The organism is Agrobacterium radiobacter, assembly GCF_040801995.1.
In the GTDB taxonomy this organism is placed as follows: domain Bacteria; phylum Pseudomonadota; class Alphaproteobacteria; order Rhizobiales; family Rhizobiaceae; genus Agrobacterium; species Agrobacterium radiobacter.
On record NZ_JBEGHX010000002.1, the window covers coordinates 20,489 to 35,599 of the forward strand.

General features: G+C 56.2%; 13 protein-coding genes, 1 tRNA gene and 2 pseudogenes. 6 read left to right on the forward strand and 10 right to left on the reverse strand.

Going from position 1 to position 15,111, the window contains the following annotated elements; genetic code table 11:
- Positions 1 to 13: 13 nt before the first annotated feature.
- Positions 14 to 595, reverse strand: coding sequence for a recombinase family protein (locus MRBLRC7O_RS14080; RefSeq protein WP_112539476.1), 582 nt, complete (start codon positions 593 to 595; stop codon positions 14 to 16).
- A 169-nt stretch (positions 596 to 764) separates the two neighbouring features.
- Between MRBLRC7O_RS14080 and MRBLRC7O_RS25555 the strand changes: the two genes are divergently transcribed.
- A complete protein-coding gene (locus MRBLRC7O_RS25555) occupies positions 765 to 1,190 on the forward strand; it encodes a hypothetical protein (RefSeq protein ID WP_162706172.1) in 426 nt (141 codons plus the stop codon).
- 111 nt (positions 1,191 to 1,301) lie between these two features.
- On the opposite strand, the gene MRBLRC7O_RS14090 is transcribed toward MRBLRC7O_RS25555, so the two are convergent.
- The 6 genes from MRBLRC7O_RS14090 to MRBLRC7O_RS14115 form a co-directional block, all read right to left on the reverse strand.
- Complete coding sequence (locus MRBLRC7O_RS14090) at positions 1,302 to 1,745, reverse strand: hypothetical protein (RefSeq protein ID WP_162706170.1); 444 nt, start codon at positions 1,743 to 1,745, stop codon at positions 1,302 to 1,304.
- Positions 1,746 to 2,019: 274 nt separating this feature from the next.
- The gene (locus tag MRBLRC7O_RS14095; RefSeq protein WP_112539472.1) at positions 2,020 to 2,628 is read right to left on the reverse strand and encodes a hypothetical protein; all 609 of its coding nucleotides are present in this window, start codon (positions 2,626 to 2,628) and stop codon (positions 2,020 to 2,022) included.
- Between the two features lie 65 nt (positions 2,629 to 2,693).
- A complete protein-coding gene (locus MRBLRC7O_RS14100; protein WP_112539470.1) occupies positions 2,694 to 3,437 on the reverse strand; it encodes a M48 family metallopeptidase in 744 nt (247 codons plus the stop codon).
- Between the two features lies 1 nt (position 3,438).
- On the reverse strand, positions 3,439 to 6,453 hold the full coding sequence (locus MRBLRC7O_RS14105; protein ID WP_112539469.1) for a type I restriction endonuclease subunit R: 3,015 nt from the start codon (positions 6,451 to 6,453) through the stop codon (positions 3,439 to 3,441).
- A 7-nt stretch (positions 6,454 to 6,460) separates the two neighbouring features.
- Positions 6,461 to 7,729 carry a restriction endonuclease subunit S gene (locus tag MRBLRC7O_RS14110; RefSeq protein ID WP_112539467.1) on the reverse strand — a complete coding sequence of 423 codons (1,269 nt, stop codon included), beginning with the start codon at positions 7,727 to 7,729 and terminating at the stop codon, positions 6,461 to 6,463.
- Positions 7,719 to 9,209: a type I restriction-modification system subunit M gene (locus tag MRBLRC7O_RS14115; RefSeq protein WP_112539465.1), complete on the reverse strand. Its 1,491-nt coding sequence runs from the start codon at positions 9,207 to 9,209 to the stop codon at positions 7,719 to 7,721. Before MRBLRC7O_RS14115 ends, MRBLRC7O_RS14110 begins: the two co-directional genes overlap by 11 nt.
- Before the next feature lie 128 nt (positions 9,210 to 9,337).
- Here MRBLRC7O_RS14115 and MRBLRC7O_RS14120 point away from each other — a divergent pair, with 128 nt between their 5' ends.
- From MRBLRC7O_RS14120 to MRBLRC7O_RS14130, 3 genes are all read left to right on the forward strand, one after another.
- Positions 9,338 to 10,288 (forward strand): DUF5655 domain-containing protein, encoded by a 951-nt coding sequence (locus MRBLRC7O_RS14120; protein WP_112539463.1) that lies wholly within the window; start codon positions 9,338 to 9,340, stop codon positions 10,286 to 10,288.
- Positions 10,289 to 10,290: 2 nt separating this feature from the next.
- Positions 10,291 to 11,238, forward strand: a complete 948-nt coding sequence (locus tag MRBLRC7O_RS14125) for a hypothetical protein (protein WP_162706168.1) — start codon at positions 10,291 to 10,293, stop codon at positions 11,236 to 11,238.
- A gap of 97 nt (positions 11,239 to 11,335) precedes the next feature.
- Positions 11,336 to 11,405 (forward strand) — tRNA-Ser (locus tag MRBLRC7O_RS14130).
- On the opposite strand, the gene MRBLRC7O_RS14135 is transcribed toward MRBLRC7O_RS14130, so the two are convergent.
- A complete protein-coding gene (locus tag MRBLRC7O_RS14135) occupies positions 11,381 to 11,932 on the reverse strand; it encodes a hypothetical protein (RefSeq protein WP_162706166.1) in 552 nt (183 codons plus the stop codon). The two genes, MRBLRC7O_RS14130 and MRBLRC7O_RS14135, sit on opposite strands and share 25 nt — an antisense overlap.
- Before the next feature lie 51 nt (positions 11,933 to 11,983).
- Here MRBLRC7O_RS14135 and rsgA point away from each other — a divergent pair, with 51 nt between their 5' ends.
- The gene (gene rsgA / locus MRBLRC7O_RS14140) at positions 11,984 to 13,009 is read left to right on the forward strand and encodes a ribosome small subunit-dependent GTPase A (protein ID WP_112539459.1); all 1,026 of its coding nucleotides are present in this window, start codon (positions 11,984 to 11,986) and stop codon (positions 13,007 to 13,009) included.
- Positions 13,010 to 13,083: 74 nt separating this feature from the next.
- Here the strand turns inward: rsgA and MRBLRC7O_RS14145 are convergent.
- A pseudogene (locus MRBLRC7O_RS14145) lies at positions 13,084 to 13,215 on the reverse strand (HNH endonuclease); the annotation flags it as partial.
- 153 nt (positions 13,216 to 13,368) lie between these two features.
- Between MRBLRC7O_RS14145 and MRBLRC7O_RS14150 the strand changes: the two are divergent.
- Entirely contained in the window at positions 13,369 to 14,577 is a 1,209-nt protein-coding gene (locus tag MRBLRC7O_RS14150; RefSeq protein ID WP_364653100.1) for an MFS transporter, read from the forward strand.
- A 100-nt stretch (positions 14,578 to 14,677) separates the two neighbouring features.
- Here the strand turns inward: MRBLRC7O_RS14150 and MRBLRC7O_RS14155 are convergent.
- Positions 14,678 to 15,022, reverse strand: a pseudogene (locus tag MRBLRC7O_RS14155) (hypothetical protein); the annotation flags it as partial.
- Positions 15,023 to 15,111 lie beyond the last annotated feature (89 nt).

Here is a 15,111-nt window from a genome sequence, read left to right on the forward strand (position 1 = left end):
CGCCGTGCCACACTCAACCTGATTCAAATTGACGAGGTTGCTGTTCTCGCAGCAGCCGCCCAAGGGTGCGCGGGTGAATTCGGTATTCACCCGCAACATCGGCAACCGAGCGATGATCAATATCGATTGCCGCCCTAGCAGCGATGAGTTGTTCTGCTGTCATCGCTGGTCTCCGGCCAATTCGGCTGCCGCGAGCCCGAGCCGCAGCCATGCCCGCACGCGTTCGTTCGCTGATCAGCGACCGCTCAAATTCAGCCATCGACGCGAGGACATGCAGCAGCAGTCGGCCACCTGAGGTGCGGGTATCTAAGCTTTCGCTTAGCGATCGGAACTCGACGCCGCGCTCATTGAGATCGCGGACGAGCTTGAGTAGCTCGAACAGCGAGCGACCGAGGCGATCCAGTCGCCAGACGGTCAATATGTCACCATTTCGCAGGACTCGCAGCACTTCATTCAGTCCAGGTCGTGAAAAATTCGCGCCGGAGAAGCCCTCGTCGGTCAATACTCTGACGCAACCAGCCGCATTCAGTGCCGCGAGTTGAAGGTCCATGTTTTGCTCGGTCGTGCTGACGCGGGCGTATCCCAAATTGCGCATATCGATTCCGTTCTGATCCTGCAACCAGGATGGGTATTCACTACAGAATACCCGCCAAGGCATTGATTTAAAGGAACCTTTTTGTGCGGCATGGGGTTTCTGTTGACCGCGCTCGTGACGCTAAAGGAGATCAATACCTTAGCGCGACGTGTAGGAACGCTAGTTCGTTATGACGGAACCCTTCCCTTTTGTGTGCCAAGAAATCGAGAAACAAATTATTATGGCACGGCTTCCCGCAATCCTAGCTTCCACATTCTTGATCCTGCAACCGGTTTCACACGCTCAAGCTGGTGAGCTGGACACAATGGTAAATATGCTCGCTATGAAAATCGCCAGCATCAAAGTGCTCTCTCAGAACTGCAAGATTCCTGTCGATCCCATGTTGGAAGGAAGAGTCATCGAGACGCTTATCAAAGTTCCTGGCCTTTATGTCAGCGATGTCATGTCCCATTTTTCGAAGAGCTATGAGAGGGAGAAGCAATTTGCGGGTAAAAAATGCTATCCCGAGACACCCGATCAGATCGCGAGTTCAACGTCAATTTACAACACGACAATTCGCGATCTACGCGATTATGTCAGCAAAAATTATCAATAGATATGGTGATTTCGGTGGGACAATACTTGCACTAGGGCTGGCGGAGTAGATTTATCTATTTGCTGAGCTAAAAGCTCTTGTTGGCAATCAGCCATTTCTCCAGCGCGGTGATTACATGGGTTGCAGTCTGTCTCCGCGATGAAGGGCTCCGCCAAGCGAAGCATTGAGCTTTGGGAAACCCATCTCGGCCATCACATCGCCGACTTTCAGACGGCGCTTCGCAATGATCTCCTCGGTCCGCATTTTTGTAGCTGGCAACAGTCTCCTGTCCATCGCGACCCCGGCACCACCCGTTCCTGTTGACGAACTTGGTGCTATTGAGAAGCCTTGAGCTGCCAGCCTGCCCAAAAACGCCGTTTGCTCGGACTTCTTCGCCTTCTCGAATGCGTTCTTCAGCTCGTGGAGCCGAGTCCGGGTCTTCTTCAAGCCGGCAGCGATTGCGGCCTCGGTGATCGTCCTGTGCTTTCCCGCCTGTAGGTCTGCGTAGATCGCCGGGAACTCCCCCCTCAGTCGCTCTTCGTAATATGCGCTATCCCGTTTCTGCTTCTTCGGCATCTCAAAATCCATCCGGATAAAAATGTGGTCGATCTAAGCGCGCAGACACAAAAGCGCCAGAACGACTCACCGGCGCGCGTCGCTCGCATTCCGCGGCCGACATCGACCAACAGCTGAGAGCCAGCCGGTGAGCGCCAGTGAGTTAAGGATGAGGTATGGGAGCGACCTGTTGCACTACGCTGTCGCACCAGCCATTTTTCGACCTCAAATAGCATGGGTGGAGCATGAGCGAATCTTGGATGGTGCGCGACGACCGCGAATGTTTGGATGCCTTCTAGTGATGGCGACGATTAATGAGCTCGATGACGCCATGCAATTGATCGCGTTTCGCTATAGTGGCGTTCAGACTAAGGGCATTTTTGAACGCCGTCATCATCTCCTCCCGGGACGGCTCCGCGCTTTCAGGACTACGACCTTCGTTACGGGCGTAGTCAAACAGGGCATTTACATGAGCCAAAAGCAGCACCGCATCATAGAGCATATCATTCCGCTCGATTTCTTTCAGTTTTCGGTCTGCTTGAATTCGAGCGTGCTGGACCTGATACCAGGATACCAACGTGAAAGTCTTGGCCGCCTCTGCGTCGTCGATGTGCTCTATGACGCTTTTGAGTGTGCTCATCTCAAGGAGCGGCGGTTCGGGTTTCTCGGCCCCTTCCAGCAGGCTGAGGCAACACGATTGGACATATTTCGCCATACCACTGAGTGCGTCCGGCATTTGCGCCCGTGCGGCGAGCTTCTTGCGTTCCAAGCCGGCAGCGTGACGAATCTCCTCTCCGCGGCTTTGCTTAGACATGAGCTTGATTGTCCAGAGAGCTGCAATCAGCGCGATCAGAGCGCTAATTAGTGTCTGCCACTCACTGATAAAGCTCAATATGTCCGACATGTTAGATGTTCCTTTTGTAGAGCTGGGCTCGGTTGATAGAGGCGAAGGGAGCACTGGTGGAACAGTCATCGCTGAAGCTCCACCTTCTCCCAGCCCAGCATGTGCTCGTTCTTGTCGAGCCATGCCTTACGCTCCTGCCAGTCCGGCAGAACCCGTCCGACGAAATCCCAAAACTCCGGTTCGTGGTTGCGGTGCTTCAGATGGCACATCTCGTGGACCACAGCGTATTCCAGCACGGGCTTCGGGGCGAAGATCAGGTGCCAGTTGAGATTGATCTGGCGGTCCTGGCCGCAGCTGCCCCACATGTGCTTCTGGTCTTTGATCTGCACGCCGCGAGGCTTGAGCCCGTGGCGCTCACCATGCCTGCGGACGAAGTCGCGGGCGTCGTCGCGCACACGGCGTTTCAGCCACAGCCTCAGCGCGCTCTCGATGATTGCGTCGGAGGATTCAGGCGGCAGACCAGAGGGCATGCGGATATGGAAGCCGTTGCTGAAGCTGACCTCGACCAGCGAGCCGTCGAAGGGTTCGATGGTGAGCTTGGCCATCCGCCCACGGTAGGGAATCTTGGCACCGGTGACGAACTGGTAGACGCGTGTCTGCGCCTTGGCGCGCTCGGCCATGTGCTGCACGGTATCGATGATCCAGGCGCGCCTGCGATCCAGCACTGCGCAGATCTGTTCGTCGGTCGTTCCTTCCGGCACCAGGAGCTCGAAGGACTTTGGCGTAACGCTGAGACTCGCCTTGCGGGCCTTGGGCGATCGCCGCAGGTTATATTCGATCTCTTGGCTGCCGATGCGATAGACGGCCATGTCACTGCCTCGCGAAGTGCTTGAGGGCGTAGGCCTCGACCTCTTCCGGAATCTCCCTGAGCTGGGTGAGGCCAGCCAGATGTGCCATAGAACGCACCTGCTGGCGCAGGCTCTTGCGCAGTCCGTCCTTCTGCCACCAGCCTGATGGAGCGGTCACAGGGTCTGTGTAGAGACCTTCCAGCTGGATCGCCAGATCCTCGCCCTCCGGCCCCGAGGTAAAGCCGTTGAGGATCTGCAGGATGCCATAGGCACCGGGAGAGAGGCCCGCCTCAACATGGGCGGCATCTTCCGCCGTGATGTCCTTCGCCAGCTCTTCCGCCGCCTTCAGCTTCTCGCCCCAAGAGAGCTGTGCGCTTTCGAGCTTTTCCAGCAACTGGCGAAGGCGCTCGGAGAACTTGCCATATTGATGCGGGCTGTCGTCGATCCGCTCTGTTACGGTCTTGCGCAGCTCCGTCGTCTTGCGGATCGCCGCCGTCATCAGGTCTTCCTCGGTCTTGGCCTCGGGGTCGAAATCCTCCCAGAACTCCGGGTCCGTTATGTGGCGCAGCTTGACGGTGACGCTCAGACCCGTCGCCTCCAGATGCTTCTCCAGCATCTCGCGGATCTTCTCGCTGTAGTTCATCTGGTCAAAGGCCTGACGCTTCTCAAAGTGCTGGGTGCCATAGAGCAGGAAGTTGGCGACCCATTTCAGGTCGGCGGTGAAATCCAGAACGCTCGGGTCCGGGCTCAGCGTCTCATAGAGCGCGATGAAGCTGCGGGTCTTTGCCTTGAAGTCGAACCACTTGTCCTCGGTGCCGAGCAGCTTGATGAAGGCATCATATTCCGCCTTCAGCGCGTCCTTGTCGCTCGCCTTGCGCTTGAGTGGCTTCATCATCGCGGCAACAGCCGAGTGGGCAGCCTGCAGTTGGTTGCGCAGGTCGTCCAGGTCGCGCATGGCGTTCTTCACGTCATCAGCACGGTAGGAGGAGAGTGCTTCTTCGAGGTGACCGGAAACGCCGATGTAATCGACGATCAGCCCGTTGCGCTTCCTGGCGTCGGAAACGCGGTTGGTGCGGGCAATCGCCTGCAGCAGCCCGTGTTCCTTCAGCGGCTTGTCGAGATACATCACGCTTTCGATCGGGCAATCGAAGCCGGTCAGAAGCTTGTCGCAGACGATCAGGAACTGCGGGTCGTCGCCTTTACGGCCAAAAGATTTCTTCGCCAGCTTTTCCGCCTCGGAATCCAGGTAATGCGCTTTAAGTTTGGTGCGGATCGCCTGCTTGTGCGGATCCTCGCTCGGCTTGCTGTCTTCTTGGTTGATCGAATAAACGCAGGCCGACATGGCACCGGCGCGGGCCAGCGCTTCGGCTGGCTCTACGCCCTCGGCTCGCAGATCCTCGGCAATGACCTTGGTCAGTGCCTGCTTGTAGAGTATCACCGCCTCGCGGTCTATGGCGACGATCTGGGCCTTGAACCCATCCGGCTGGGCATATTGCTTGAAGTGGGTCCAGATGTCGTAGGCGATCAACGCGATGCGGCGGGGATGCTTGACCAGATCCTCGATCTGGACGCCGCGTTTCTTGATCTCGTTCAGCTTGTCGTCGTCCAGTTCGGCAAACCAGGTGTCGAACAGAATGTCGATCTTAGCCTCGTCGATATGCCAGTCGGTCTTGCGGCCGGTATAATAGATCGGCACAGTCGCGCCATCGGCCACGGCGTCGTCAATGCCGTATTTGTCGAGATAGCCTTCTCCGGGCAAACCGAAATTCTCATAGGTGTTCTTGTCGTCCTTCTTCACAGGTGTGCCGGTAAAGCCGAAGAAGCGGGCATGGGGCAACGTCGCGCGCAGATAGGCGCCGAGATCCTTTTCCTGGGTGCGGTGGGCCTCGTCCACCATCACGATCCAGTTTTCGGAATTCGCAATCGCCTCCTTCGAGCCTTGGAACTTGAAGATGGTGGAAAGCGCCGTATGTCCGTCCTTGCCGCTGCGTATCAGCGTGTGAAGATCCTTGATGCTCTCGATCGCCGTCGGGTTCGGCAGTCCGCAAGCGGTGAAGGTGCCGCTGATCTGGCTGTGCAGGTCCACCCGGTCGGTCAGCACCAGAATGTTCGGATTGGCGAGCCGCTCGGTCTGGATCGTCCGGTGTGTCTTAAGCTTCAGCGCAGCAAACACCATGGTCAGCGACTTGCCGCTGCCCTGGGTGTGCCAGATCAGCCCCTGCCGGTGCTTGCCCTCGATGACACGGTCAACGATACGATTGACGGCGCGGAACTGTTGGTAGCGGCAGATCTTCTTGATCGTGCCGGTCTCGGTCTTTTCGAACACGACGTAGTGCGCGATCAGGTCGAGCAGCCGGCTCGATTCCAGCAGGCACCAGAGACCCTTGGCGAGTGAGTCGGGAAAATCGGCATCAGTCTTCGGCCAGGGATCGCGCCATTCGGCGAAATATTTGGAGCCGGACCCGGTCGAGCCATAAAGCACCAGCGCACCGTCGGTGACAATGTTGAAGACATTGGAGAAGAACAGGCGCGGAATATCCTGCTCGTATTGCTTGATCTGCTCGAAGGCCTCGCCTGTCTTGTCCTTGGTGTTCAGCGGGCTTTTTGCCTCGATTACCACCAGCGGAATGCCGTTCACGTAAACAACGATATCGGGTTTACGCGTGTTCTCCGCCTTCACCAGCAGCTGGTGCGTTACGGAAAATTGGTTGTTGCGAGGGTCTAGAAGATCGATAACACGCAGCGTCTGCTGCGTTTCCTGACCGGTCACTTTGCGGGCATAGTCACCGCGCAGAACCTTTAGCCAGACCTCGTTGTCGCTGATCGCCGCAAGCTCGCCATAGGCGGCCTCGGCAGAGGTGCGGTCGATACCGTTGATCCGCATAAGCGCGTCGATCAGATGCAGGCGAAACAGGACCTGGTTCTCGCCATCACGAAGACCTGCATGCTCCGCTGCGGTTAAGAAGCCATAGCCCATGGCCCTCAGATGCTCGATCGTGGGGCGCTCGGCAAAATGCCATTCGGGACCATGGCTCATCGGGCGCTTACTCCGCAGCCATGGACAGAGCCTCGCTGACCCGCTTGCGGCCGGTCAGGAGGTCGGACATCAGGGCGGTTTTAGCAGCGCCAAGAGCACCCAGTTTTTTGTTTTCAGCACTAATATCGTCTTCGACTGATTGAACTGCCTCGGCTATCTTAATCTGCTCATCTATCGGGGGAAGTGGAACGCAAAGGCCTCGAAGGACCTTCTGAGAAATATTCGTTTGCGACTGTGCCATTCCAGATTTCTTCTTGACGACCTCGCTCTGGGCGGCAGCTGAAGAAAGCCATAGGCTGAGGAAGCCGGGCAGACATTGCGCCGGATTAGTCTGAATTCGTATGATCTTATCGGACAGCATAAGCCTCTCTGGCGTGTTGGTTACCAGAGCAACGACGCCGGTTCTATCGACTGGCCCAGCCCTTGTGATCAAGACATCACCTGTCTTGACCTCAATTTCTGGCCTTGGTGTCAAATTACCTGGAAGCTTCTTATTTTCATTTGGCCGGTATCCGTCCCATATAACCGCTGACGTCTTGAGTATCCCCCATTCTCCCTCGGCAGCAGCAACCTTCTCGCAGTCAGGGCTCCACCCAGAGTCAATCGATGCCGCGACGTTCGATACCTGAAAAACCTCCCATCTCTCTGGGATCTCCCCAATCTCCGTCTCTTTGAAGCGTGTGTGGCCGATACCTTTGGTGAGCAGGCGTTCCAGCACACCCTGCTTGACGTTTCTGGTCTGCTCGATCACCGCCCGCGTTGCCGCAATGGCCGCATCGACGCTGGACAGAGTTTCGGCGATACGGCGCTGTTCGTGGAGTGGGGGGACCGAGATGGGCAGCGAGCAAAAAGACTTCCAATCGGTTTTCTTTCGCTTTCCGTCTTGGTTACCTCCCTCGGTAACCTTGTTAACCTCGACTAAGAAGTCACTGGTTTTGACGTAGAGGTCAAAAAAATCTCTCTCGATGGCTCCTTTGAGACGAAATGTTACATAAGCTGGGCTCACAATGCCGGCGTCGCAGACATTCAGCCTGCCGATTGCGCCGTAATATAGAGACATCGGATCGTAGGAGTATTCGCCGCTCCTAACTACCTTGTAGTTGCTTGAAGATGCGTTGGCGATGCGTTTGTTAAACTTCTCTGACTGGAATACAATGCCGTTGCTTTTTGTAACGCTCAGTGGCGGCAGGTTACCTACGCTGTCAAGAACCTTGAATTCTTCCACGAATGACTCGAGCGTCGCTAGCGACCACCCGCTCGGAACCTCACGCGACATAGCCCAGCTCCCGCAGAAAGCCCATCATCCGCGTTTCAGCCGCATCGCGCTCGGCCTGGAGCTCCACCAGCTTTTCCACTTCCGCCGCGACATCGACCTCTTCAGACTCCTCGCCCAGATGCACATAGCGGCTGATATTGAGGTTGAAGTCGTTCTCTTCGATTTCACTCACAGGCACTACCCGCGCCAACCGCTCGGCATCGGCGAAGTCGCCATAGGCCTTTGCTAGCGCGGCGACATTTGCCTCCGACAGATGGTTCTGTGCTTTGCCTTCAATGAAACGTTCGGCGCCGTTGACGATCAGGATCTGGCCCTTGCGCGCCGCCGGTTTCTGTTTGCGCAGGATCAGGATGCAGGCCGGAATGCCCGCGCCATAAAACAGATTCGGCGCCAGGCCGATGACGGCCTCGATCAGATCATCCTGGATCAGCCCCTCGCGGATCCTGCCCTCCGCGCCACCGCGAAACAGCACGCCATGCGGCAGCACCACCCCGCAGACGCCATCTTCCTTGAGGCTCGCCACCATATGCTGCACGAAGGCGAGGTCGCCATAGGATTTCGGCGGGCAGCCATAGCGGTCGCGGCCATAGGCATCGCCCTTCGACCAGACGTCATGACCCCAGCTTTTCAGCGAAAAGGGCGGGTTGGCCAGCACCCGGTCGAATGTGCGAATGGCCTTCACGCTATCGCCCGTCAGGTGCTTCGGCTCCAGCAGCGTATCGCCGCGCGCCACCTGCGCGTCGTCGATGTCATGCAGGAACAGGTTCATCTGGCATATGGCCCAGGTATTGAGGTTCCGCTCCTGCCCGAACAGCGAAAGGCTTTCGGGGTTCTTGCCCTGCTTTTCCAGATGATGCACGGCTTCCAGCAGCATGCCGCCCGAGCCGCACGTGGGGTCATAGATGGACATGCCTTCTTCCGGCTTCAGGCACTCGACAATCAGCCGCACGACCATCTTCGGCGTGTAGAATTCCCCGCCCTTCTTCCCGGCATCATCTGCAAACTGGGCGATCAGATATTCATAGGCCTGACCCAGCACATCCGGCTCGACATCGCCGTTGCGCAGCCGGTAGGTCTCGAAATGCTGGAGCAGCTTTTCCAGCATGGCATCCGGAAAGCGCTCCTTGTTGTTAAAATCGACATCCTGGAAGACGCCGCGCAGCTTTATGTTCGCGTCTTCAATTATGTGAAACGCACGGTTCAGGTGCGTTCCAATATCGGTGGTGTGCTTGCGCACATCCCTCCAGAAATGGCCCTTGGGGATATCGAAGCGGTGTTGATCAGGAAGCTCAGCGATCTCCTGGTTGGCATACAACGACATCGCGGCTTCATACTCTTCCTCCCAGACATCCGAGAGGCGTTTGAAGAACAGAAGGCCGAAAATGTAGTGTTTGTAATCACCGGAATCGATCGATCCCCGCAAAATATCCGCCGCCCGCCAGAGATGGTTTTCCAGCTGCGAAAGGCTCAAAGTCGTCACGTTATTTATTCCCCGTCATGCTCAGCGCTCACAATAGCAAATCGGAGCCGCGTGGCAATTTATCTGGACATCGGCGCAAAGGCGAATAGAACTTTGTATGCAATTTCTGATCTTCACCGGAGTAAATTTTGAGCGATATCAAGCTGTTTCATTTCCATGGTGCCCAAGTGACGGAGCTTGCCGGTGCTGCGGTCCAAGTCGAGAAATCGCTCCAAAAGTTATTCGAGGCAAACCTAGAAGCTCTCCTTGGAATTCGATTTCTCGCCAGCGAACATTCAACTGGTGCAGTCCATGGCGGCAGGATTGATACGCTGGGTGTGGATGAAGACAATTCGCCCGTCATCATCGAATATAAGCGTTCGGTCAATGAGAATGTCATCAATCAAGGGCTCTTCTACCTCGATTGGTTGCTGGATCATCGCAAGGAGTTTCAATGGCTGGTGATGGAGCGCCTGGGGCCGGATGTAGCTAAAGCCGTCGATTGGACTGCGCCGCGTCTGCTTTGTATCGCCGGCGATTTCACGCGGTATGATGAGCATGCAGTGAAGCAGATAGCCCGAAACATCGAGCTTATCCGTTACCGTAAGTTTGGTGACGACCTGCTGATGATTGAGCTTGTCCACGCACCTAAATCGGCGAGGACTATTGTTCCCGTAGCTGGCAAGGCTGCGACTACGGATACCACTCCAAAAGACGAATCCGACGAAAGCGATCCTTATTGGAGAAATCGGATGGCCTATCGTCTCTCCCAGTCGTCAACCGAATTGCGCGACATCTACGACGCCGTGCAACAATTTGTTTTGGGGCTCGGTGACGATGTGCAGGTGAAGGAATTGCAACAATATACGGGATTTAAGCGCTTCAAAAATTTCGTGTGCCTGCAGATTTATCCACAGGCGCGATGCGTCGTCGCATACCTAAAATTGGATCCCTCCACGGTGGAGCTTGAAGAGGCGTTCTCTCGTGACGTTAAAAATATTGGGCACCACGGGACTGGCGATCTGGAACTCTCGCTTAAGTCGATGACGGATTTCGAAAAAGCACAGCCCCTTTTTCGGCGGGCATACGAGTGGGGATGAACATGAGAGCGAGTAAACGTGACGATTTTTCTGCCGCAGTAAAACGAATTGCAGCTCAAAGAGTCGCCTATCGCTGCTCAAGCCCAGCCTGCGACCGTGTCACTGTCGGACCTGATACTACGGTAGTTGATGCGGCGATCTCGATTGGTAAAGCCGCTCACATCCATGCCGCTTCTCCCGGAGGGCCTCGTTACGATGGGACGCAGATGCCTGCGGAGAGAGCCTCGCTCGCAAACGCGCTTTGGCTATGCAGTAACTGCGCGACGATGATTGATGTAAATGGCGGTGCCTCGTTTCCAGCTACACGGCTCAAACAATGGAAGGAAGAGGCTGAGGCTCGGGCTTCAAAGGAGCTTCAGACCGGACAAATTGAGCTACATGTTCCGGCCTTCTTGAGAAACTACATTTACATAAATTATATCAACACCCCGCGACTCCAGTTTTTTGTATCAGACCTGGACAAAGAGTCACCTGTATTCGTTGAGACCAAAACTGGTTTTCCGGATGGAAGCATGATCTGGCACCTGTCTCATCTCGGCGAAATTGTCTCCAATCTCCATATAGGAGCGATTGAGCTACTCGACTTGTTCCCCCTGTCTGAGGATTTCATTGGATCCGTCATATCCGTAAATGAAATGTTTTATACGAGGAACGGTGTTCTCCCTGGGCGGGAAGACCATACTGACATTGTAGAGAGCTTTGATCTCAAGAAATCGCCACACATTTATTTGAAGGCAGATGGGTTCAAGGTCATATCCCCTTACGATCCGAGATGGGTGACAACTTCTACGGCATTTTCGGCCTTTCGAGGCGGGCGACAACGATTCGCGGGCCTGTTTATACTCAAAAGCATTGATTTTGAGGAGCGACAGCTTCTCTTATCTCCATTAGTGATGGGTTTACCCATTCCGCCCGGCTTGGAAGGGTTTTACAAACGATCTTTCACTTAGAGAGAGGGCACTATCACGGCACGGACTACCTCTAAAAACGAACGCCAGCCTGTTATTCTCCCTAAGAGGAGCGCGCAACGCAAGCGTTCGCGCATGCGGAGAGGTGGCAGAGTGGTCGAATGCACCGCACTCGAAATGCGGCTTACCTGCAAATCCCGCCCTCGCCTTCGATTAAGGCATCTGCTTCTTTTGAACCGGACAGGCGCGCGGCAAGGCTTATCAACACCGGCTTCCAGAGTGCGGGAATGTCGCAAATTGAGCGATCGCCGTAGTGGATGATTGGGAGACCAGATGCCGCGAACGACTTGCGAACGCGGGTCACCGGCAGAAGTGTCGGATCATCGATCATTTCCCGCGAGTGCATCGAAGACAAGTCCGGTGAGAAAGTTCGACGATTGCGCATCGCCGCATACTTTGGCAAGCCAACCGTCAGCCAGCGCTTCCGATTGAGTGATACGCAGCCAAATATAAAATTAGCGCAAATGCCAGTGAAAACCGGTAACGTTGCCCGGCGCCATCTCGCGACCAGAGATGATAACCAACTGAAGGACTTCTGATGGGCTGGAAGACGCCGAAATTCGAGTACGTAAATGGCTACAAAATCGTTGAAGTAGACGGTCCGATCTTCAAGGTATTCGACGGCAATCGTCAACTCGGAGACGATTTTCCCTATTCCGGCGAGGCTATTGCTCACGCTAAGTTCTTGCCGAAACGCGAGCCGCACCAGTAGGCGAGAACACGGCTGATGACTGTCCCGCTTCCTTCGACACTGGAGCAGCTCGGCTGGTCTGCATTTTTTGCGGATCAACTCAGAGACGGCGACGCTGGCCTCGCGTCCAGGCGTATATCATCTGTCCACCGCTCGCGCATCGAGGCAATCGATATGACAGGGCCCGTTCGCCTGGAGCTCCCGGGCAATAGTAATACGGCCGACTTCGCAGTCGGAGACTGGATACTTGCCGACCCGCTGACGGGCATGTTTGTCAAACGTCTCGACCGAAAAAGCCTGTTCCAGCGAAGGCCGGAAGGCGGACGTGGCCTGCAACTCATTGCCGCCAATGTTGACACCCTACTGGTAGTTACATCGTGCAATGCAGATTTCGATCCCGCACGTCTCGAACGTTATCTGATAATGGCGGATCAAGCCGGAAGCGAACCGGTCATCGTGCTGACCAAAGCTGATACTGCGGAAGACGTCGGCCGGTTTCAGTCACAGGCGGAGGCTCTGCAACGCGACCTGCCAGTCATAGCGCTTAATGGACGCTCGGCCGATGCTGTCGCCTTGTTGAGGCCATGGCTGGGTAAAGGTCAGACCATTGCGCTGGTAGGGTCCTCCGGCGTCGGAAAGTCAACGCTTGTAAATACGCTGACCGGATCTCATACGAAGCAGAAAACCGGCACTATTCGTGAATATGATGCGCAGGGTCGGCACACCACGACGGCGCGATCCCTGCATGCGGTTTCAGGCGGCGGCTGGGTCATAGACACGCCGGGTATAAGGAAGCTCTATGTCAGCGACGTTACCAATGGAATAGATACGCTGTTCGCCGAGATTACCGAGCTGGCGCCGTTGTGCCGGTTTCGCGACTGTACCCATGCTCATGAACCAGGATGCGCCGTTCAAGGCGCTGTCGCACGCGGCGAGCTTGGTGCCGATCGGCTAGAAAGGTGGCGAGGTTTGCACGCTGAAAATGCCGACCGGACGCCAGTGGTGAGCGGACCGCGCGGCAACAAGGTCAACAGGAAGAAGCATCATCTGCTTCGACCGTAGACATTCAATCCACCGGCGTAAGTCTTATCAGATCTTGAGCCTGCGAGTGTGACATAGGCATTCCCCTTTACGCTCTAGTGCTTAAACGAATCCTCGCGATGCCATTTTAAAAACTGGGGATGCGGGCGTTCGTGAAAACCCAGCGGCACGATCGCTCTTCCGGTCTTGTTGACAATATCTCGGATGCTGTCGCGATCGTTCGCATGAACGGTTGTTATCTGAGCACTCGACTGCGCGCGAGCACATCCAACTTTGTGCAATGCACAAATTTCGGAGGAATAGGTATGAATTTCGGATTTTTAGATACATATCATCCGAAAAAATTCGGTTAAAACTCTCCCAACTCAAGGAGAGACACCATGACGGACACGACATCAGAATTTGATGGGTCAACGATTGGCCTGGAGGCCGCAGAGGAACCCGCATGGACCGCCGCAACCTGGTTTGCGGTTCTTTCGATGGCGGCCACCAGCTTTGCGCTGGTATCGGCCGAGTTTTTGCCCGCAGGTTTGTTGACGCCCATGGCGCGAGATCTCGGCATTACGGAGGGTACGGCGGGACAGGTTGTCACGGCGACGGCCTCCGTGGGTGCTGTGACCGCGTTGCTGAGCAATGTTCTCATCGGCAAACTGAACCGCAAGACCGTGCTTGTCGGTCTCAGTGCGCTGGCGATCGGCTCCAACATTCTCGCATCAGTTGCTGCCGATTTCTGGCTATTGCTGGTCGGCCGGGCCGGACTGGGTATTGCGCTCAGCGGTTTCTGGGCGCTTTCGGTTGCTGTCGTGGCGCGGCTCGTTGGCGCGAATTCGACCGGGCGCGGCATGGCTATCGTCACACTCGGCGTTTCACTGGCCACCATTGCGGCTCCCTCCATGGGCGCCTTGATCAGCGACTGGGTGGGATGGCGCATTGCCATGTCGATGACGGCGGGGCTTGCGATTATTGCCATGCTGCTACAAATATTCAGCCTGCCCTCGCTGCCGGCAAGTACAAGCAACAGTCTTTCCGATGTTTTCCGCCTGACGCGGCGGCGTAGCGTTCAACTTGGGATGCTTGCCATCCTGTTGCTAATGACGGGGCATTTTGCCGGTTCGGTCTATGTGCGTCCCTTCCTCGAACAGGTGACGCTGCTTGAGACCACGCCGATTGCTCTCGCCCTGCTCGGCTTTGGCGTCGCTTCCGTGATCGGCAATGTGCTGGGAGGCCGCATGGCAGACACCAGTATCCGCCTCGCGCTCATCGTTACCGCCTCCCTGATGGCATTTGCAACAATCGCCCTCGTCCTATGGGGTGTTCATAGCAGCGCCGCATTCGCGCTCGTCGCGCTCTGGGGCCTTGCCTTTGGCATGGCGCCCGTGGTGCTGCCGACCAACCTTTCCCGCGGCGCACCCGACGCGCTGGAGGCGGCAGGCAGCCTGATGGTTGTTTCTTTCCAGGTGGCTATCAGTATCGGGGCGGTTGTCGGCGGCTATATCGTGGATTCCTACGGTGCCACTGCGCCGCTGGCGCTGACCGCGATCCTGGCGGCATCCACGGTCGCACTTGCCTTGCTGCAGCGTCGCGATTGACCCTGTCGGTGACGGCAGATACCTAAAACGAAAGTCCTGCCCGGAATTCGGTCCGGGCAGGACATTTGTGAAAAGCAGATTTTTCTTGCCGTCGCTCTGGTTACTTGCGGTAGGAAAGACCACCCCAGATACGGCCTTCGTCTCTGTGCCGGCCACCGTGTACTGCGCCGATATAGGCAGCGGCAGCGGAAACGAGTGCGGAAGCGGCCAGCAGGAACGCAGTCAGAATGCCTGCGACGCGCGCTTTTTCTGCAGCATCCGCAGCCTTGGTCTTGGCGTCGTCCAATGCCTTCTGCGCCTCAGCCTTCACGGTCTCTACCTGCTTCTGCGCTTCATCGACCTTCTTCTGCGCTTCCGCCCTCACGGCCTGCACGCGTTCAACCGTCTGGTTTACACGCGTTTGCGCATCCGTCTGGCTGATGTTTGTGCGGGCAGCGATTTCACTAAATCCGGGACAGCATTTCCGCTAATTCGCGGACAGCGATTCCGGTAAATCCCGGACAGTCTTTCGGCATAAAGAGATCGACTTTCGCA

Coding starts and splice junctions, on each gene's coding strand:
- rsgA (WP_112539459.1), top strand. CDS start 11,984: ATGACTGTCCCGCTTCCTTCGACACTGGAGCAGCTCGGCTGGTCTGCA.
- MRBLRC7O_RS14100 (WP_112539470.1), bottom strand. CDS start 3,437: ATGGCCGTCTATCGCATCGGCAGCCAAGAGATCGAATATAACCTGCGG.
- MRBLRC7O_RS14095 (WP_112539472.1), bottom strand. CDS start 2,628: ATGTCGGACATATTGAGCTTTATCAGTGAGTGGCAGACACTAATTAGC.
- MRBLRC7O_RS14125 (WP_162706168.1), top strand. CDS start 10,291: ATGAGAGCGAGTAAACGTGACGATTTTTCTGCCGCAGTAAAACGAATT.
- MRBLRC7O_RS14105 (WP_112539469.1), bottom strand. CDS start 6,453: ATGAGCCATGGTCCCGAATGGCATTTTGCCGAGCGCCCCACGATCGAG.
- MRBLRC7O_RS14110 (WP_112539467.1), bottom strand. CDS start 7,729: ATGTCGCGTGAGGTTCCGAGCGGGTGGTCGCTAGCGACGCTCGAGTCA.
- MRBLRC7O_RS14080 (WP_112539476.1), bottom strand. CDS start 595: ATGCGCAATTTGGGATACGCCCGCGTCAGCACGACCGAGCAAAACATG.
- MRBLRC7O_RS14150 (WP_364653100.1), top strand. CDS start 13,369: ATGACGGACACGACATCAGAATTTGATGGGTCAACGATTGGCCTGGAG.
- MRBLRC7O_RS25555 (WP_162706172.1), top strand. CDS start 765: ATGACGGAACCCTTCCCTTTTGTGTGCCAAGAAATCGAGAAACAAATT.
- MRBLRC7O_RS14090 (WP_162706170.1), bottom strand. CDS start 1,745: ATGCCGAAGAAGCAGAAACGGGATAGCGCATATTACGAAGAGCGACTG.